Source organism: Klebsiella planticola (genome assembly GCF_000783935.2).
GTDB classification, from domain to species: Bacteria; Pseudomonadota; Gammaproteobacteria; order Enterobacterales; family Enterobacteriaceae; genus Klebsiella; species Klebsiella planticola.
In genome coordinates, this window is the sequence record NZ_CP026047.1 from 3885359 (window position 1) to 3903884 (window position 18526).

The 18526-nt window shown below is 52.4% G+C and carries 16 protein-coding genes; 8 read left to right on the forward strand and 8 right to left on the reverse strand.

Translation table 11 applies throughout. The annotated features are described in order from the left end of the window. Positions 1-125: 125 nt before the first annotated feature. Complete coding sequence (locus MC50_RS18755; protein ID WP_032695772.1) at positions 126-626, reverse strand: YbaK/prolyl-tRNA synthetase associated domain-containing protein; 501 nt, start codon at positions 624-626, stop codon at positions 126-128. 368 nt (positions 627-994) lie between these two features. On the opposite strand from MC50_RS18755, the gene MC50_RS18760 reads away from it, so the two are divergent. Continuing rightward, positions 995-2170, forward strand: a complete 1176-nt coding sequence (locus MC50_RS18760; protein WP_047664690.1) for a glycosyltransferase family 9 protein — start codon at positions 995-997, stop codon at positions 2168-2170. 307 nt (positions 2171-2477) lie between these two features. Beyond that, positions 2478-2825, forward strand: a complete 348-nt coding sequence (gene yajD / locus MC50_RS18765; RefSeq protein ID WP_032688230.1) for an HNH nuclease YajD — start codon at positions 2478-2480, stop codon at positions 2823-2825. A gap of 170 nt (positions 2826-2995) precedes the next feature. Here the strand turns inward: yajD and MC50_RS18770 are convergent, their stop codons facing one another. From MC50_RS18770 to yeaG, 4 genes are all read right to left on the reverse strand, one after another. Then, positions 2996-4327, reverse strand: coding sequence for a carbohydrate porin (locus MC50_RS18770; RefSeq protein WP_032688228.1), 1332 nt, complete (start codon positions 4325-4327; stop codon positions 2996-2998). A gap of 387 nt (positions 4328-4714) precedes the next feature. Then, the gene (locus tag MC50_RS18775) at positions 4715-5368 is read right to left on the reverse strand and encodes a DUF1345 domain-containing protein (protein WP_032688227.1); all 654 of its coding nucleotides are present in this window, start codon (positions 5366-5368) and stop codon (positions 4715-4717) included. Positions 5369-5503: 135 nt separating this feature from the next. Continuing rightward, positions 5504-6787 (reverse strand): YeaH/YhbH family protein, encoded by a 1284-nt coding sequence (locus MC50_RS18780; protein ID WP_032688226.1) that lies wholly within the window; start codon positions 6785-6787, stop codon positions 5504-5506. 131 nt (positions 6788-6918) lie between these two features. Next, positions 6919-8853, reverse strand: a complete 1935-nt coding sequence (gene yeaG, locus MC50_RS18785) for a protein kinase YeaG (protein ID WP_004860792.1) — start codon at positions 8851-8853, stop codon at positions 6919-6921. A gap of 427 nt (positions 8854-9280) precedes the next feature. Between yeaG and MC50_RS18790 the strand changes: the two genes are divergently transcribed. The 3 genes from MC50_RS18790 (at position 9281) to MC50_RS18800 (ending at position 12560) form a co-directional block, all read left to right on the forward strand. Further along, a complete protein-coding gene (locus tag MC50_RS18790; protein ID WP_032688224.1) occupies positions 9281-10027 on the forward strand; it encodes a MipA/OmpV family protein in 747 nt (248 codons plus the stop codon). Positions 10028-10151: 124 nt separating this feature from the next. Then, positions 10152-11006 carry an aldo/keto reductase gene (locus MC50_RS18795; RefSeq protein ID WP_102990895.1) on the forward strand — a complete coding sequence of 285 codons (855 nt, stop codon included), beginning with the start codon at positions 10152-10154 and terminating at the stop codon, positions 11004-11006. A 96-nt stretch (positions 11007-11102) separates the two neighbouring features. Then, entirely contained in the window at positions 11103-12560 is a 1458-nt protein-coding gene (locus tag MC50_RS18800; protein ID WP_004860800.1) for a DASS family sodium-coupled anion symporter, read from the forward strand. Positions 12561-12651: 91 nt separating this feature from the next. On the opposite strand, the gene MC50_RS18805 is transcribed toward MC50_RS18800, so the two are convergent. Beyond that, a complete protein-coding gene (locus MC50_RS18805; protein ID WP_047664692.1) occupies positions 12652-13539 on the reverse strand; it encodes a D-hexose-6-phosphate mutarotase in 888 nt (295 codons plus the stop codon). Positions 13540-13626: 87 nt separating this feature from the next. Next, positions 13627-14622 carry a glyceraldehyde-3-phosphate dehydrogenase gene (gene gapA / locus MC50_RS18810; RefSeq protein ID WP_004860805.1) on the reverse strand — a complete coding sequence of 332 codons (996 nt, stop codon included), beginning with the start codon at positions 14620-14622 and terminating at the stop codon, positions 13627-13629. 339 nt (positions 14623-14961) lie between these two features. Here gapA and msrB point away from each other — a divergent pair, with 339 nt between their 5' ends. Continuing rightward, complete coding sequence (msrB, locus tag MC50_RS18815) at positions 14962-15375, forward strand: peptide-methionine (R)-S-oxide reductase MsrB (RefSeq protein ID WP_004860809.1); 414 nt, start codon at positions 14962-14964, stop codon at positions 15373-15375. Between the two features lie 44 nt (positions 15376-15419). Beyond that, positions 15420-15698 carry a YeaC family protein gene (locus tag MC50_RS18820; protein ID WP_032695832.1) on the forward strand — a complete coding sequence of 93 codons (279 nt, stop codon included), beginning with the start codon at positions 15420-15422 and terminating at the stop codon, positions 15696-15698. A 180-nt stretch (positions 15699-15878) separates the two neighbouring features. Here the strand turns inward: MC50_RS18820 and MC50_RS18825 are convergent, their stop codons facing one another. After that, entirely contained in the window at positions 15879-17132 is a 1254-nt protein-coding gene (locus MC50_RS18825; RefSeq protein WP_047664694.1) for a glycoside hydrolase family 18 protein, read from the reverse strand. Between the two features lie 311 nt (positions 17133-17443). Between MC50_RS18825 and MC50_RS18830 the strand changes: the two genes are divergently transcribed. Continuing rightward, positions 17444-18520: a zinc-binding dehydrogenase gene (locus tag MC50_RS18830; protein ID WP_032688217.1), complete on the forward strand. Its 1077-nt coding sequence runs from the start codon at positions 17444-17446 to the stop codon at positions 18518-18520. Positions 18521-18526: the final 6 nt, after the last annotated feature.

Consider the following 18526-nt stretch of genomic DNA (forward strand, 5'->3'; position numbering starts at 1 on the left):
ATCCTTGCCAAAATAATAAGCCTGTCTACTTTACGCGTAATAGCGTGAATAGACAGGCTTTTTTTGACGAACGACCGCGTATTCAGGCATCTGCACAATTTTACGTGGCGGCGTACTATCACACCTCAGCTTTCGCGGCGAAAGGCGACCAGCTCCGGGCGGGCGATGCGTAGATAATCCCTGGTGTTGAGGATAATGGATTTATCCAGCTGGCCGGCGTTAAAGGCAATTTCAGGGTAGCGATCGAACAGCAGCGGATCGGCAATCAGCCGCAAGTCCGGATGAAAGCTGAACGGAGGGATGGCGCCAAAAACGCAGGCGGTGAGCGTATCGACTTCCGCCGGACTGGCCAGCGACGCCTTGCTGCCGCCGATATGCTGCGCCAGGCGTGACAGGTCTGCCTGTTGATCGGCGGCGAGGATCGCCAGCACATGCTGGTTCACGCCGTTCCCTTTGACTTTACAGACCAGCGCTTTTGCGCCCTGGCCCAAAGCGGTACCGCGAATTTCCGACACGGCCTCACATTTCCCCACGGCCTGATGTTCTACGACGCGATAGCGTGCCTGATGCTGTTCAAGCAGCGCGAGCAGCTGACGGTGGGTGTTGCGTTTTTCCGGCATGTTCATCTCAATCTTTCCAGCATGACAAAGCCGTCAGCATAATCTTCTTCACGCCTGATGAGAACCCACGGAGCCCGTAGGAGCATTTTGTTCTGATTGCTTGCGCGGTGAATGTGGACCTGAGAGGAGAGGGATAAACGACATGATGCTCAACGATCAATACCTCCGCGAACGGTGAGGGCCAATTCATATCTTCTCATCGGATTATTCGTATTTAATTCATAATTTAAGCAAATTCTCTTCAATTTATCGCTGGCCAAAGCACTCCTCACGACAAAATGGAAAGAATTTATTAAGCAATAGAACTTTTCTCATTTTATTGAGTCCTTAACAAAATCGATAGTAGTGCGGTTAATTGTGGTTACGAGGATATGATGATAGATAACACAGCGGTGCGGGTATCCCCGAAGAAGTTTAAAAAAATAAGGGAACTTAACAGGCGCCGTAATTATTTTACAAAAAGAGTGCGTAACGCCTTACGGGTTTATATCGCAAAAACGCTGTGGGATAGCCCTGCGCGTCATGAGCCGGATTTGTCATCGGCAAAAACGGTGCTGCTGATGCGCAATGAAGGCGCTATCGGGGATGTGGTTGTCGATTCCGCATTGGTTAAGTGCCTTCATCAGTCTGGATTTATCGTGGATTTCCTGCTGACAAAATCGAATAGCCAGGTGATGCGGTATCATCCGGGCATTCGCCGGATCTATGAGGCTGAGAATGTAGCCTCCGGTGATTTCCTGCATAAATTTACCCATAATGTTCCTGAGTCCGTTATTAATGAGCTTGCGAATAATAAGTATGACATTGTTATCGATCCCTCTTTATTCGACATGCCCATACACCGGATGCTGTTATTGCGGCAAATAAAAGCAAAGTCGGTCCTGGGGTTTAATAAATGGGCATCTATTAATCACTATTCAAAATCCTTTGATTTTGATTGTGAAAACTGGCATGTCAGCAAAACCTATACGTTTATCGCCGAGCATCTGAATCTGGATAAAAAACATCTGGAGCGCTATGACCTCCATATTCCAGAAGATATTTATCAGCAAACCCGGCAGTATCTGGCGGGGATTGTCGGGCGAAAAGTCATCATTAATATTTTTGCCGGGCATCCGGACCGCAGCCTGTCGCAGGCGCAGTTGTCATCCCTCATCGGCAAACTGCAGAAGGCCTATCCCGATGTACAGATCATTTTGCTCGATCACCGCAATGAGATCCGACTCCCGCTGCCAGAAAAGGTTCGCATTAACCCTTTCAAAACGCTGCATCACGCCATGGCGCTGATTGCCGATGCCGATCTGGTTATCTCACCGGATACCTCGGTGGTCCATATGGCGGCAGCGTGGAGAAAACCGCTGGTGGCTATCTATAAAGATGTGCGCATGAACAACCGATTGTGGGCGCCGGGATATGACAACGCGCGGCAGATCATTGTCAAATGCGGCAAGGTCCATCACATGGAGAATCTGGCCAGTCTGATTATGAGTGAGATTGAAGGTGGCGTGCTGGCAAAAGAGCCCGGGCGGGATGGTCTCAACGATCGATAATCGTCGCTGCTGGCAGAGGGTACGTCCGGCAGCAGGGCATCATCACGTGGCCAGCGATACAAGATCGCTGGCTTTTTTATGCACCAGATTCCCGGTCAACCAGCACAATAGCAGGAGTCAAAAAGGGGGGATTTACGCCACAGGGATAATCCGGCGGAAGGGCCGGCCAACGGGGAGCGCCTCACCGTTTTGCTTCCAGACTCTCGCCCGTTGCCTGTTGCGCTTTCATCAGGCCTTCTGTTCCCTTGCGGACCCGATTGGAGGTACTATCTAACCCATTATCTCTTTGTAACAGGTAACCTCTCCAATGGCTCTGATCCCTAAAAACTATGCCCGGCTGGAAAGCGGCTATCGCGAAAAAGCATTAAAAATCTATCCGTGGGTATGCGGGCGCTGCTCGCGGGAGTTTGTCTATTCCAACCTGCGCGAATTAACGGTTCACCATATCGATCACGACCATACCAATAATCCGCAAGATGGCAGCAACTGGGAGTTATTGTGTCTGTACTGCCACGACCATGAGCACTCCAAATACACCGAGGCTGACCAGTACGGCACGCGAGTGGTAGCGGGGGAGGATGCGCAAAAGGATGTAGCCGCCGCAACCTATAATCCCTTTGCGGATTTAAAATCGATGCTCAATAAGAAGTCATAAAATCAGCCATCTTTCCTGCTGGCACAGGGCTGTCTGAGCAGCCCTGACAGGTTCAGGTCTGGCTTATTACTGCGACTGTGCTGCCCGGCGCATTCGCTCAGACAGCACCCTTCGCCGGTTTGCCGACTGCGGGCAGCTTATGCCAGTCGCCCGCAGTAGACAGTGCATGATTACCAGAAGACGTTAGCCTGAATACCCACAGCCCAGGTGTCGTTGTCCAGACCATTATTGAAGGACGATTCGCTGGCATCCGTCCAGTTATCCCGGTCGCTATCGTAGTGGCTGACGAATACGCGTAATTCTGGCTTATCGCGACCGTAGGACAGCGCCTGAGCAAGGGTGTATTTTGCACCGCTGCGATCGTAGTCAGTCCCGTTAACCGTTTTCTTGTCGTCGAAATAACCCATTTCAAGATACGTTCGGGTGTAATCAGACCAGTGATAGGTCACTTTCGCGCTGACGGACGCCGTTGATGCATCGCCCTTATCACCATTCCACAGCTCAACATCGTTGGCGGCAGCATAGTTCAGCGCATGGCTGACATCCCAATCCGCGGCAACCGGGATGGTGCCGTAGTTACGCAGTGCCCAACCTTCACCCTCTTTAACCGTGCCATTGAGCGTGTCCGCAGCGCCGAAGGTCACGCCTTGCAGGGCAGAGCCTTTGCCATAATACTGGATAACCGTATTGTTAACGCCTTTGTCGAAGATCTGCTGTTTCAACACCACCATCGCGGTTTGGCCATCGACATAATCGTGGTTGGCTCGCTCGACTTGTTCATCGTTAGCATCTGCGTGGAGATATTTATAACCCACCGCTAACGTTGCGCCATCCCACAGAGGCTGGCTGTCATACATGAGTTCAAGTTGATTGGAATCGATCAGCTGCTGAGCGTCCACTTCGCCTTCGGCAAAGGCAGAAAGATCTTCATCAATATCGCGATGTAAGAATGCGACAGAAAGTTTCCCCTGACCGAGACTCATTTTTTCAATACCGCCGCCGACGTTGGTATGGTTCCAGTAATCGTAGTCGTTGGCGTCAATACTGTATTTATTATACTGGCGAATACCCGCCCAGGTTGTTTCATCAAGGCCCATGAAGTTACGGAACTGGATATTCATATTTTCCCAGCCGAACTTATTTTCGTGGCTGCTATTGGTATCGCCGTCGTACATGTTGATCATCGTCTGAATATATACAGACTGACTTCCTGAACGATATAGTTCTTTACCAAAGCCAACTTCAGCGTAGGTGTCAAATTCATTACCCAGACGGCCAAGTTTATTCTTCTCGAAGCTGCCGCCGGTCGCGTCTTTCATCGAACCACCGCCGTCACTGGCCCCCATGCCTGAACGGAAATATCCATAAAAATCAATGCCAGCTAAGGTGTCGGTGGCGGTAACGGTTTTGGATGGGGCATCTGTTTTATCATCTGCAAATACGGCTGTGGACACCATTGAAAGTGACGACGCAATGGCAAGGGGCAATAAAGATTTTTTCATTAATTAATTCCTGGTGTTTTAAAATATAATTTCCGTAACAAATTGCACGGGATTTAATTATTAAATTTCAGCCGCTGCTGGTGGCGGTTAAAAGGTAAAATATTTTAATTGCTATAAAAGAATATTAATTTTCAGGCGCTATTGCACGTTCAGGCATAGTGTATGGTGTAACCTGCGGCTCTAAAACAGCACATTTATTTAAAAGTAAATATTGCCCTTGCGGAATATTAAATTGTGGACTAACGCACAAAAATAAGCGTTTTAAAGATAACGCTGACCCTGAGGAGCCGCTTGGGAGAGGGGGCTGGGGGAAGGGCAGCCTCCGCCGCGTCATGTTGGAACGACAGTCGGCTTTGGTTGCGCCAGTTGAAACGGGATCCGGAGGGACTAATTCAGCAGACCTGCGCCGACGTTGACCGACAGACCCAGTATCGCGAGATTGAACACAAAGGAGATAACCGATTGTAGCAGCGTGATTTGACGAATCCCGGTTGTCCCGGTGGCCACATCGGCGGTTTGCGAGGCCACCGCAATCGTAAACGCGTAGTACAGGAAGTCCCAGTATCCAGGGTCCTCCGGCTTTTCAGGAAATATCATCGGGGTGACGTCCTGCGTCCGATGCAGGTAGTGCTGATGGGCATAGTGCATAGCGAAAGAGCTGGGCAGGAGGGCCCAGGAGACAATGAGGGTTGCCACCGTCAACAAGAGATGCACTACGCGCGGCGTGCCGGAGAGCTCTTTCAACGCGGAGAGTTCGCTTAAAATGGCGACGATGCTGGCCGCACAGGCCACAATCACTATCGTTAGCACGAGCATCGCGCTTTGGTCCTGTAATCGGGCAATGCGCTGAATGCCCGATACATCAGTAATCAACATGCGGATCCAGATAAAAATCAGATAAGGCCATGCCAGCGTATTCCAGCCGATCAGCACTCTTTGCAAGGTCCCCAGGTGTGCCGGAAGCAAGAAAAAACAGACGACGCCCAGAACGATAGAAATCAGCAGGGGCAGACGAACGTAGAGGTGGGCGGTAAGGCGCATAGTGGCAGTCGCTTCCAGTCAGACACTGATTCAGGCTTATTCAAACGTCATTATTGGAATTGACGCGCAAATACTCAACGGCCAGCCTTCAAGGAAAACAGTCAGGATCTTAATGTAACTGACTGTTTTTATTGGCTAGTTTCTGACCTCGGAACCCTGCTTGTGGAACAGTTCGCGGAACACCGGATAGATATCTTCCTGGTCGCGAATGTGCTGCATAGCAAAGTTCTCAAAGGTTTCCTGCAGATGCTCATATTCGCGCCACAGCGTCTGGTGCGCGCGGCGGGTTATCTCTATGTAGCTGTAGTAACGCACCACCGGCAGAATATTTTTAGCCAGCAGTTCATGGCACAACGGTGAATCATCCGCCCAGTTATCGCCGTCCGAGGCCTGTGCGGCATAGATATTCCACTGCGACGGGTCGTATCGTGCTTTAACCACCTCATCCATGAGCTTCAGGGCGCTTGAGACGATAGTGCCGCCGGTTTCCTGAGAATAGAAAAATTCGTGCTCGTCCACCTCTTTGGCCTGCGTATGGTGGCGAATATAGACGACTTCAACGTTCTTATAGGTCCGGCTGAGGAACAGATACAGCAGGATATAAAAACGCTTAGCCATATCCTTGGTGACCTGATCCATCGAGCCCGAGACATCCATGAGACAGAACATGACCGCCTGACTGGAAGGCTCCGGGCGTTTTTCGTAATTCTTGTAACGCAGGTCAAAGGTATCGATAAACGGCACGCGTTCGATTTTTGCCCGCAGCTCGGCGATTTCCCGACGTAAACGCTCCTCTTCCAGCAACTGCGCCGGTTCACTTTTGGCTATTGTGTCCAGATCCTCCTCAAGCGCCCGTAGTTCGCGACGCTTGCCCGCCGTCATCGCGGTACGTCGCGCCAGCGAGTTTTGCAGGGATCGCACCACGCTGATATTGGCCGGCACGCCGTTGGCGGTGAAGCCTGCCCGGTGAGTTTTAAATTCGGTGAGCTGGCGCTGCTGATTTTTCTTCAGGTTCGGCAGGGCGAGATCCTCAAACAGCAGATCCAGATACTCATCTTTCGATATTTGAAAGACAAAACCATCCTGGCCTTCGCCGTCGGCGCTGGCTTGCCCTTGGCCGCTCCCGCCACCGCCACCGCCGCCCTGAGGCCGCTCGATGCGGTCATTTTGTACAAAGTGATCGTTTCCCGGATGTACACGGTTACGCAACCCCCCGCGTCCCTGATGAAACATCGGTTCGTTGATATCATCCGTCGGGATAGAAACGGATTCTCCGCTGTCAATATCCGTCACTGAACGCTTATTGATCGCCTCGGAGATGGACTGTTTAATCTGCGCCTTATAACGGCGCAAAAAGCGCTGGCGATTCACCGCACTTTTATTCTTTCCGTTCAGGCGCCGGTCTATGAACCAGGTCATATGCCCTCCTGTGCTGCAATTGCCAACCTTACGCTGCGACGGAAATGCCGGATGGCGCTGAGCTTACCCGGCCTACAGGTCGCTGTTGTTGTAGGCCCGGCAGGCAACGCGCCGCCGGGCAATTTCCGTTATCAGGATGATTTACGTACGCGCAGGTACCATTCGCACAGCAGACGGACCTGCTTACGGGTATAGCCTTTCTCCATCATACGATCGACAAAATCGTCGTGTTTTTTCTGCTCGTCGGTGGACGTTTTGGCGTTAAACGAAATCACCGGCAGCAGCTCTTCGGTATTGGAGAACATTTTCTTCTCAATAACCGTGCGCAGTTTTTCATAGCTGGTCCAGTTCGGGTTCCGTCCGTTGATATTAGCCCTGGCGCGCAGGACGAAGTTGACTATCTCATTACGGAAGTCTTTCGGGTTGCTGATCCCGGCCGGCTTCTCAATTTTTTCCAGCTCTGCGTTCAACGACTCGCGGTCAAACAGTTGGCCGGTGTCCGGATCGCGGTATTCCTGATCCTGAATCCAGAAGTCCGCATAGGTGACATAACGGTCAAAGATGTTCTGCCCGTATTCGGAGTAGGACTCAAGATAGGCGGTCTGAATCTCTTTACCGATAAACTCGGCGTATTTCGGGATCAGATAGCCTTTGAGGAACTCCAGATAACGTTCCGACTGCTCTTGCGGGAACTGCTCGCGCTCGATTTGCTGTTCCAGGACGTAGAACAGATGGACCGGGTTCGCGGCGACCTCGGCGTGGTCAAAGTTAAACACGCGTGACAATATTTTGAAGGCGAAGCGGGTGGACAGACCGTTCATCCCTTCATCGACGCCGGCGTAATCGCGGTACTCCTGATAGGATTTCGCTTTCGGGTCGGTATCTTTCAGGCTTTCACCGTCGTACACGCGCATTTTGGAGTAAATGCTCGAGTTTTCCGGCTCTTTCAGTCGCGACAGTATTGAGAAGCGCGACAGCGTCTCCAGGGTCCCCGGGGCGCACGGCGCGTGGGTCAACTCACTGTTGTTAAGCAGTTTTTCGTAGATACGCATCTCTTCGGAAATGCGCAGGCAATAAGGCACCTTGACGATATACACGCGGTCGAGGAAGGCCTCATTGTTTTTGTTATTACGGAAGGTCACCCATTCGGATTCGTTGGAGTGGGCGAGAATAATGCCGTTAAACGGCAGGGCCGAAATGCCCTCGGTCCCGTTATAGTTGCCTTCCTGGGTCGCGGTCAGCAGCGGATGCAGCACCTTGATAGGCGCTTTAAACATCTCGACGAACTCCATAATCCCCTGGTTGGCGCGGCACAGGGCGCCGGAGTAGCCGTAGGCGTCCGGATCGTTCTGGGCATAATGCTCCAGTTTACGAATATCCACTTTACCGACCAGCGCGGAGATATCCTGGTTATTCTCATCACCCGGTTCGGTCTTGGCGATGGCAATTTGCTCAAGGATAGAGGGCCACACTTTGATCACGCGGAATTTGGTGATGTCGCCACCGAACTCATGCAGGCGTTTTGCCGCCCACGGCGACATAATGGTGCCGAGATAACGGGTAGGCACGCCATACTCTTTATCGAGAATCTGCGCGTCTTCCTGCGGGTTAAACAGGCACAGCGGATGATCGTTGACCGGGCTACGTTCACCGTTGGCGCTCAGGATATAGATAGGTACACGCTGCATTAAGGATTTCAGACGTTCAGCCAGCGACGATTTACCCCCACCCACCGGGCCCAGCAGATACAGAATCTGTTTCTTCTCTTCCAGACCTTGTGCGGCGTGTTTCAGGTAAGAGACGATCTGCTCGATAGCATCTTCCATACCGTAAAACTCTTCAAATGCCGGATAGCGCGCGACAACCCGGTTTGAAAAGAGACGGGACAGCCGGGGTTCCAGGGCCGTGTCGACCATGACTGGCTCACCAATGGCCATCAGCAGCCGTTCTGCCGCGTTGGCATAAGCACTGCGATCTTGCCGGCAGATGGTAAGAAACTCCTGCAGTGTGAACTCTTCGTCCTTGGCAGCTTCATAACGCTGGCGATAGTGATCGAATATATTCATGGCATGCCGTCCTTTCGTTTTTAGCACAAGTTGAGAGCCGTTCATATGAATAGTGGGAGCTCCCGGAAGAGGTAAACTGCGCGACGTTCATCGATTCTCCAGCAACCCTTATGCCAGGTTGTCGAAGCGACACAGACAACGTGCGCTAAAATCACTTCTTCTAAATTAAAGCGTAGATGCATTTAGAAAACTTGCATGCCGTCAAAAATCAATTTCAATGACATATCAATAACTCATCCGGAAAAAAGGCGCTTTTTCGCACGTCTTGCCAGGCCGCGTCATGGTGCTGTCATCCGGCTGCAAGTTTATGGTCATCTGGCGATGAGAAATTGAATGGTTTATGTAATGACGGGTAAAGAATTTGAGGCATGAGGCCTACGACGGTAAACTGCCCCGGCGTATTAATTGACAAACGGGAATATGGATTGTGAATAAGATCAAACCTCTGGCACTCAGCGTGTGCCTTGCGGCCTCTGTTTCGGCTGCCCACGCGGAAGGGAAATTTACGTTAGGGGCCGGCGTGGGTATCGTCGAGAACCCTTATAAACAATACGATGCCGATGTTTTCCCCGTCCCGGCAATTAGCTATGAGAGCGACAGCTTTTGGTTTCGTGGTCTCGGCGGCGGCTACTATTTGTGGAATGACAACACCGATAAGCTGTCCGTGACCGCCTACTGGTCGCCGATGTACTTCAAGCCGGGCGACAGCGATAGTGAGCAAATGCGCAAGCTGGATCGCCGTAAAACAACCATGATGGCCGGGCTCTCTTATGTCCACAACACGCAGTACGGCTTCTTGCGTACTACGCTTGCGGGCGACACGCTGGGTAACAGCAACGGTATCACCTGGGATACGGCCTGGCTTTATCGCTATACCAACGGCAACCTGACCTTGACGCCGGGGATTGGCCTGGAGTGGAACAGCGATAACCAGAACGAATACTACTACGGCGTTTCACAGCATGAGTCGAATCGTAGCGGCATGCGTAGCTACGACCCGGATAGCAGCTGGAACCCGTATCTTGAGCTGTCGGCTAACTACCGTTTCCTCGGCGACTGGAGCGTGTATGGCGCGGCGCGTTACACCCGCCTGTCTAATGAAATCACCGACAGCCCGATGGTGGACAAATCCTGGAGCGGTCTGATCTCCACGGGGATTACCTACACCTTCTGATTGAACACGAGCGCGTTCGTCGAGCAGACGATCGTGCACCATAACGAAGAAATTCGTGCATCAAAACAGGGCGTCGCGCCCTGTTTTGCATTACGGTGGTGCAATGACATAACCGAAGGGGGCGATGATGGAAAAAACGGTATCTTTTGGCGATCGTGCGGCAGTTCCTGCCATCGGGCAGGGCACCTGGTATATGGGTGAAGACAGGGCCCGACGCGCGCAGGAGGTTGCTGCACTACGAGCGGGCGTGGAACGCGGGCTGACGGTCATCGACACCGCTGAAATGTACGCGCATGGCGGTGCGGAAGAGGTGGTCGGAGAGGCGATTCGCGGCCTGCGGGATCGCGTCGTACTGGTCTCCAAAGTATATCCGTGGCATGCCGCTGGACAGAAGATGATGGATGCCTGCGAAGCCAGCCTGCGCCGCCTGGGGACCGACTACCTCGATATGTACCTGCTGCACTGGGCCGGCGAATTTTCCTTTGCGCAAACCGTTGAGGGCATGGAGACGCTGGTGGCGCAGGGAAAAATTCGCCGTTGGGGCGTATCGAATCTCGATACTGCCGCGATGCAGGCGCTGTGGCAGGTTGCCGGTGGCCAACGGTGCGCGACCAATCAGGTACTGTACCACCTGGCGTCGCGGGGAATTGAGCATGACCTGCTGACGTGGTGTCAGCAACGGTCGCTGCCGGTAATGGCCTACAGCCCGTTGGCTCAGGCCGGACGCTTGCGCGATGGACTTTTAAATCACAGCGTTGTGAAAAATATTGCTGAACAGCGAGGGGTGAGCGCGGCCCAAATTCTGCTGGCCTGGGTCATCAGTCATCCGGGCGTCATGGCTATCCCGAAAGCCGCAAGCGTAGAACATGTGGCTCAAAATGCCGATGCGCTGGCGATAACGCTCACCGTGCAGGAGCTGGCGCAGCTGGATAATGCCTTTCCCGCGCCGGGCAAAAAAGTCCCGCTCGATATGGTGTAAAGAACAATTATTCGCCAAAACACTGGCGCTTAGTTGATGAAAATCAAGGTTCAGTGGTGATTATCTCCTTAAAGATAAAAGAAAAAGGAGATTTACATGACTGAACTGAACAAGCCTCTGGATGTGAAGCTGGCTTTCCCGCTGTGGAAAGCGATTCTCACGATACTCTTCGGCGTTATTATCTGGTTTACTCCGCCGCCTGATGGACTCGCCCTCCACGCATGGCAAATGTTTGCCATTTTTGCCGCCACTATCTTTGCCATCATTCTTAAGGTGCTCCCGATGGGGGCGGTGACGATGATTGCGCTGATCGTCTCCGCGTTTTTGGGCGTGACGCCTCTCTCGCCGGGTAAAAGCGACAAAGTTGCGGCGTTATCCGGATTTGCCAACGGTACTATCTGGTTGATTGGTATCGCTATGTTCATCTCCCGGGCGGTGATCAAGACCGGGCTGGGTAAGCGGGTGGCGCTGTGGTTTATTTCTAAATGCGGTTCCAGCATGTTGGGTGTTGCCTATGGACTGGCGCTGTCAGATGTCGTCCTCGGACCGGGGATCCCCTCGGCATCAGCGAGGGGCGGCGGAATTATGTACCCGATTACGCAGTCCATTGCCACGGCGTACCAGTCAGAACCTGGCGCGACGGCGAGAAAAGCCGGCGCCTTTTTAATGATTTGCGTTTCACAGATCGATGCCATCGTCTGCACCATGTTTTTAACGGCAATGGCGGGTAACCCGCTGGTCGCCGAACTGGCAAGAAGCCAGGGAATAGAGATCACCTGGACGACGTGGTTTGTCGGGGCCATCGCTCCGGGGATTGTCTCACTGATCCTGCTGCCGCTGGTGATTTACGCGATTTATCCGCCGCAGTTGAAGAAGACGCCGGAGATACCATCGATTGCCCGGGAAGAGCTGCGCAAAATGGGACCGATGTCGCTGGCAGAAAAAATTCTGGCGTTTGATTTTGTCCTGCTGATCTTGCTATGGACCGTCGGTGATATTTTCTTTTCGATTCCCGCGACGCTTTCGGCGTTTATTGGGCTGATGGTGCTGCTTATCAGCAACATCATGTCGTGGAAGAATATTATTGAAGAAAAAACGGCCTGGGACACCATGTTCTGGTTTGCCGTACTGGTGATGATGGCAAATGCGCTCAATAAGTACGGCATGATTAGCTGGATATCTGAGCGAATTGTCGGCTATGTCGGTCACTTCGAATGGATAACGGTTTTTTTGCTGCTTGTCGTGGTTTATTTCTACACCCGCTATTTTTTCGCGTCGGCGATGGCGCATATTTCCGCGATGTATCTGGCGTTTCTTGCCGTGGCCGTTTCCGTCGGCGTACCGCCGCTTTTTGCCGCGCTGGTGCTGGGGTATACCTCTAATTTGTCGATGGGGCTCACGCAATACTCCGGGGGCCCGGGGCCAGCGCTGTTTGGCTCGGGATATAACACGACAGGGCAGTGGTGGGGAGTCAGTTTCGTGGTATCGCTGGCCTCTATTGCTATCTGGTTAGTGTTGGGGGGCGCGTGGATGAAACTGGTGGGATTCTGGTAACGGAAAAACGTCACGAGTGTCAGCAAACAAAACAGGGCGATATCGCCCTGTCTTTAATCCCTCATCTCCCGGCAATCGGGAGTGGAAGGGACTAGCCTCGTTTTACCACGCGGATAGTTTGCGCCAGGCGAGATGGTTTCTCTTCGCTGGTTTTCTGCGCTTCGGTGACGCAACAGGTTTCGACACAAACAAAGGTTTTGTACCCGTCATCCGGCATATCGCCCATGCTGATGGAGAGCGCCGGGCCTGGGTTCCAGCCTACTACGTTGCTGTGGTGGTGGTGGACAACATCGATGTTGCGGTTCAGCGCAGCGTCGTGAATCACGCTACAAGCTTCGGCATTCAGATAGACGCGGTCGGTACGGTCAGGGAAGGTCTCTGTTCCGTTGCTTAATACGCCTTCTTCGGCATTTTTCACTTTATCAATATAACGGTCGCCCAGACCGCTGACCTTCACTGCCGCAATGTCGCCGACGTTGAAGTAGGTATGCAGTGCGGAGGTGGTTTCAAATTCACCGTGCGCTTCCAGCTCGATCTCGCAGGTTTTACCCAGCTTGAAACGCGCATAGAGCGTAAATTCGTGCGGCCAGTATTTGCGGGTTGCATCGCTACTTTTTAGTTCAAAGGTCAGCATCACGCCGTTTTCATCTTCATCGTGGCCTTTCAGCGCCCACGGCAGGTTGCGGGCGAAGCCATGGGACGGTAAACCCTGTTGCGCCGCCGGGCCGAACCACGGCCAGCAAACCGGCACGCCGCCGCGCAGGGCCACGCCGTTTTTGAATGGCGTATTGTTGCTGAGCCACAGCACTTCTTCTTCGCCAGCCGGTTTCCAGGAGAGCAGGTGCGCGCCCTGAAACGCAACGGAGGCTTTCACCTGCGGATGGTCAACAACGATAAGCTCCAGCTCATCAAGCTGGCGGCGGGAGAGGACAGGGGTAAGTTGTTCAACTACCGGGAGAGCAAAAATTTTGTTAATCATGGTGCAATCCTAAAGGTTAGCCGTAAACGTGAAGCCATAAAAAAAGGCGACCGAAGTCGCCTTTTTGGATCAATGTCTCATCTCAACTTATTTGGAGATGTGAGCGATCAGGTCCAGAACTTTGTTGGAGTAACCTGTTTCGTTGTCGTACCAGGAAACCAGTTTCACGAAGTTGTCGTTCAGTGCGATACCTGCTTTAGCATCGAACACGGAAGTGCAAACTTCGCCGTTGAAATCGGTAGAAACAACGTCGTCTTCGGTGTAACCCAGAACGCCTTTCATTGCGCCTTCAGAAGCCGCTTTGATTGCTTTCTTGATTTCTTCGTAAGACGCTGCTTTTTCCAGACGAACGGTCAGGTCAACAACGGATACGTTCGGAGTCGGAACGCGGAACGCCATACCGGTCAGTTTGCCGTTCAGTTCTGGCAGTACTTTACCGACGGCTTTAGCAGCACCGGTAGAGGACGGGATGATGTTCTGTGCTGCGCCGCGGCCGCCGCGCCAGTCTTTGTGAGACGGGCCATCAACGGTTTTCTGAGTAGCGGTGGTCGCGTGAACGGTGGTCATCAGGCCTTCGATGATGCCGAAGTTGTCGTTGATAACTTTAGCCAGCGGAGCCAGGCAGTTGGTGGTGCAGGATGCGTTAGAAACGATGTCCTGGCCTTCGTATTTGTCAAAGTTAGCGCCTTTAACAAACATCGGAGTGTTGTCTTTGGACGGGCCAGTCAGAACGACTTTTTTCGCGCCAGCAGTGATGTGTTTACGAGCGGTTTCGTCAGTCAGGAACAGACCAGTTGCTTCAGCAACAACGTCAACGCCTGCTTCGTTCCACTTCAGGTTAGCCGGATCACGTTCAGCGGTAACACGGATTTTTTTACCGTTAACGATCAGATGACCGTCTTTCACTTCAACGGTACCGTTAAAACGGCCGTGAGTGGAGTCATACTTCAGCATGTATGCCATGTAGTCAGCGTCTAACAGGTCGTTGATTGCAACGATCTCGATGTCAGAACGTTCCTGAGCAGCACGGAAAACAATGCGACCGATACGGCCAAAACCGTTGATACCTACTTTGATAGTCATATATTCCACCAGCTATTTGTTAGTGAATAAAAGGTTGCCTGTAAAATTACAAAAACCTTACGCAGCGTCAAGCGGAATCGTGTCAATCATTGCGACAAATCAATCCTGAGCATACCTTTGCTCGAATGTTTTGCCTCACTCTCCCTTTGAGCCCAATTCCATATTGGGGCCGCGCCCGGAATTTTAAAGGGCGTTAAAGATAAAAATGTGATGTTAATCACAATTATCTGGGCTGCCTTTTGGCATCGAATAAGTTTAGAACAAAAGTCCACGCTTCATTGTTAATGTTTTGTTAGAATCGAGGCGTAAAGTTGTCCTTTCACAGTGAGAAGCAAGCACATGGCGAATAAACCCTCCTCGGACGAGCTCAAAAAAAATTTGAGCGAGATGCAGTTTTACGTGACGCAGAATCACGGTACTGAGCCGCCGTTCACCGGACGACTGCTCCATAACAAACGGGACGGCGTCTACCACTGCCTGGTATGCGACGCGCCGCTGTTTCACTCGCAAACGAAGTATGATTCAGGCTGCGGCTGGCCGAGCTTTTACGAGCCGGTAAGCGAGGAGGCGATTCGCTATCTGAACGATTACTCTCACGGTATGCAGCGCACTGAAATTCGCTGCGGAAACTGCGATGCGCATCTGGGGCATGTGTTTCCCGATGGACCGCAGCCGACGGGGGAGCGTTTTTGCGTCAATTCGGCCTCATTAAGCTTCAATGACGACGATAATGGCGAGCAGATTAAAGGCTAAAGAAACGATTCAGCAAATTATTCCAGTGCGGAGTTGAGCGGACCATGGAAATCGAGCAAATAATAGACAGTATGACGCCGGAAGTGTATCAGCGCCTGGCGACGGCGGTGGAGCTGGGAAAATGGCCGGATGGTGTGGCCTTAACTTCCGGGCAGAAAGAGAACAGCCTGCAGCTGGTGATGCTTTATCAGGCGCGACATAACAGCGACGCGCAGCACATGACCATCGACACCAACGGCCAGATGGTGATGAAGAGCAAGCAGCAGCTGAAAGAAGATTTTGGCATCGCGCCCAAACCGATTGCAACGCTGAAAATGCAGTAGCCCAGCGCCTGATGCCCGGCTCAGGGCCTGTAGTTGGATAGCGCAGGCCCGTTAAGTCACTCTTCCGGGCCTGAGGTTGAATGACGTAGGCCCGGTAAGGCAACGCCGCTACCGGGCAAGGTTGTGACAATTGACAACTCGGGTAAGACGCCGCTCTATCACCCGACGGCCGATCGCCGATTAATGTTTAATCCCAAGCGATGTCGCGAGCTGCTTCGCCAGCTGATTGTGGTCATCGGCGCCATACTCCCAGAACATAGCCCCCGCCAGACCTTTTTGCTTAATGTAATCAGCCTTTATCGCCACCGAACGCGGATTCTCGTACGACAATGCGAACAGCGCTTTGCCGTCTGCCGACTGGACCGACAGCCACGGCACCTTCGCCTCATCATCCCAATGTTCGGTAAAGCGTTTTTGCGGGTCGTTAAGCATTTTCTCGACGATGTCGTTATATTTCACGTACGTGTCTTTAGTCAGATCAAAGCCCAGCGATGAAAACAGGGCGATTTGCTGTGGTCCGAACCACGGCTGAGTGACGGGATTTTTTTGCGCATCCGGCTTCGTCCAGTCGATACCCGGCTCAAGGGCGCGTTTTGGCACCCGGCCATAAAAGCCGATCCCCAGGTTCATCTGGCTCGGTTTTAAACCGGCGGCGAGATAGTTGTTGACCACAAAATCGGCGCTGTACTTATCCGCAGCCGCTACCGTCGGCCAGCGGGTTGAATCGTACAGGTTGGCGTTGAAGTACTGGGTACCGTAGGCCATGTCGTAAGTCATCAGGTTGATATAGTCGAGCGACGGAGCAATCGCTTTGATATCCACCCAGCTTTTCGGGCTCTCTGCGTTAGCGCCCACGGCGATGGTCACCAGTTTCTTCGTCCCAAACGCCGCGCGCAGCTCTTTCAGTAAGGCCGTGAAGTTATCGCGATCGGCCGGTTGGCTGGCGACCAGTCCCCATGCGCCATTGACCGGATACTCCCAGTCGAGATCGATGCCATCCAGACCATACTTTTCAACAATCTCCTGCGCGGACTGAATAAACACCGCCCGGGATTCCTTCGTCGCCGCTGCGCCGGAGAATCCGCGCGCCCCCCAGCCGCCGACGGAAAGCAGGACTTTCAGATTCGGGTTCTGCTGGCGCAACGTCGGGATTTTCTGCAGATCAGCCTCTACTTTCGGCGACAGCCAAATCTGATGCAGCTTGCTGGCATCTTTTAAAGCGTCCTTGGTTTCGTCTTTTTCGTCGTTATAGACCAGACCAAACGAGTAGTTGAGATGGGTTATCTGCCGCACGTCCAGCTTATCGATATCGCCACCGGGACCGGCAGTAACGTCGCCGCCGCCGTTAAAGTAGCCGACGGACATCAGGGAGCTGGCGGAGACCACGGAAGCGCAGAGCAGGGGTAATGCTGCCAGTAAAGGCAAAAGCTTCATATCAGATCCTCTTTGACTTAAAAAAGTGACATTGAAAAACAAACACGCCACGTAAATGGCGTGGCGAAAAAACAGCCAGTAAAGACTAGCATCTTCCGCAGAGTAAAACTGCGAAGAGGTTCACGGCTGTATGAGCGTTGCGATAGCCGTCCCTCTCTTGCGTCATTCCCTGAAACTGCGCAGGCGTATTTGTGATCTAAGTTGTGAAAAGCAGATCAATATCTGCCTTTTAAAGATTTCACATTGACCTTAAAGATTTTGTGGTTAAGTATTGCTGTCACTGAAGCACACCAAACATAAGGGAAGAGGCAATGAAAGCACTGGCAAGATTTGGTAAGGCCTTTGGCGGCTATAAGTTGATTGACGTACCAGAACCAAAGTGTGGCCCGGACGACGTAGTGATTGAAATCAAAGCAGCGGCCATCTGTGGCGCGGACATGAAACACTACAATGTTGATAGCGGATCCGATCAATTCAACTCGGTTCGTGGTCACGAATTCGCCGGTCAAATTGTGCGAGTGGGTGACAAGGTTAAAGACTGGAAAGTTGGTCAGCGGGTGGTTTCTGACAACAGCGGACACGTTTGTGGCGTTTGTCCTGCCTGCGAACAAGGTGATTTTCTGTGTTGTACAGAAAAAGTCAACCTCGGTCTGGACAACAATACCTGGGGGGGCGGCTTCTCGAAATACTGCCTGGTACCGGGGGAAATCCTCAAAATTCACCGCCATGCGCTGTGGGAAATCCCGCAGGGTGTTGATTATGAAGAAGCCGCTGTGCTGGATCCTATCTGCAACGCCTACAAATCTATCGCCCAGCAATCCAAATTTCTTCCCGGTCAGGATGTCGTGGTTTTCGGTACCGGCCCATTAGGGCTCTTTTCCGTACAGATGGCGCGCATTATGGGGGCCGTCAATATCGTGATGGTTGGGCTGGAAGAGGATGTGGCGGTGCGCTTCCCGATTGCTAAAGCGCTGGGCGCGACGGCAGTGGTCAACGGTTCGACCGAAGATGTGGTCGCGCGTTGTCAGGATATCTGCGGTAAAGACAATCTGGGGCTGGTCATCGAATGTTCGGGCGCCAATATTGCCCTCAAACAAGCTATAGAAATGCTGCGTCCAAACGGTGAAGTGGTTCGCGTGGGTATGGGCTTCAAACCGCTGGACTTCTCCATCAACGACATCACCGCCTGGAATAAAAGCATTATTGGCCATATGGCCTATGACTCCACTTCCTGGCGCAACGCCATCCGCCTGCTCGCCAGCGGCGCGATCAAAGTCAAGCCGATGATTACTCACCGCATTGGCCTGTCGCAATGGCGCGAAGGTTTTGACGCCATGGTCGATAAAACCGCGATTAAGGTCATTATGACTTACGACTTTGATAAATAATCCATT

Coding starts and splice junctions, on each gene's coding strand:
- MC50_RS18755 (WP_032695772.1), bottom strand. CDS start 626: ATGAACATGCCGGAAAAACGCAACACCCACCGTCAGCTGCTCGCGCTG.
- MC50_RS18760 (WP_047664690.1), top strand. CDS start 995: ATGATAGATAACACAGCGGTGCGGGTATCCCCGAAGAAGTTTAAAAAA.
- yajD (WP_032688230.1), top strand. CDS start 2,478: ATGGCTCTGATCCCTAAAAACTATGCCCGGCTGGAAAGCGGCTATCGC.
- MC50_RS18770 (WP_032688228.1), bottom strand. CDS start 4,327: ATGAAAAAATCTTTATTGCCCCTTGCCATTGCGTCGTCACTTTCAATG.
- MC50_RS18775 (WP_032688227.1), bottom strand. CDS start 5,368: ATGCGCCTTACCGCCCACCTCTACGTTCGTCTGCCCCTGCTGATTTCT.
- MC50_RS18780 (WP_032688226.1), bottom strand. CDS start 6,787: ATGACCTGGTTCATAGACCGGCGCCTGAACGGAAAGAATAAAAGTGCG.
- yeaG (WP_004860792.1), bottom strand. CDS start 8,853: ATGAATATATTCGATCACTATCGCCAGCGTTATGAAGCTGCCAAGGAC.
- MC50_RS18795 (WP_102990895.1), top strand. CDS start 10,152: ATGATGGAAAAAACGGTATCTTTTGGCGATCGTGCGGCAGTTCCTGCC.
- MC50_RS18800 (WP_004860800.1), top strand. CDS start 11,103: ATGACTGAACTGAACAAGCCTCTGGATGTGAAGCTGGCTTTCCCGCTG.
- MC50_RS18805 (WP_047664692.1), bottom strand. CDS start 13,539: ATGATTAACAAAATTTTTGCTCTCCCGGTAGTTGAACAACTTACCCCT.
- gapA (WP_004860805.1), bottom strand. CDS start 14,622: ATGACTATCAAAGTAGGTATCAACGGTTTTGGCCGTATCGGTCGCATT.
- msrB (WP_004860809.1), top strand. CDS start 14,962: ATGGCGAATAAACCCTCCTCGGACGAGCTCAAAAAAAATTTGAGCGAG.
- MC50_RS18820 (WP_032695832.1), top strand. CDS start 15,420: ATGGAAATCGAGCAAATAATAGACAGTATGACGCCGGAAGTGTATCAG.
- MC50_RS18825 (WP_047664694.1), bottom strand. CDS start 17,132: ATGAAGCTTTTGCCTTTACTGGCAGCATTACCCCTGCTCTGCGCTTCC.
- MC50_RS18830 (WP_032688217.1), top strand. CDS start 17,444: ATGAAAGCACTGGCAAGATTTGGTAAGGCCTTTGGCGGCTATAAGTTG.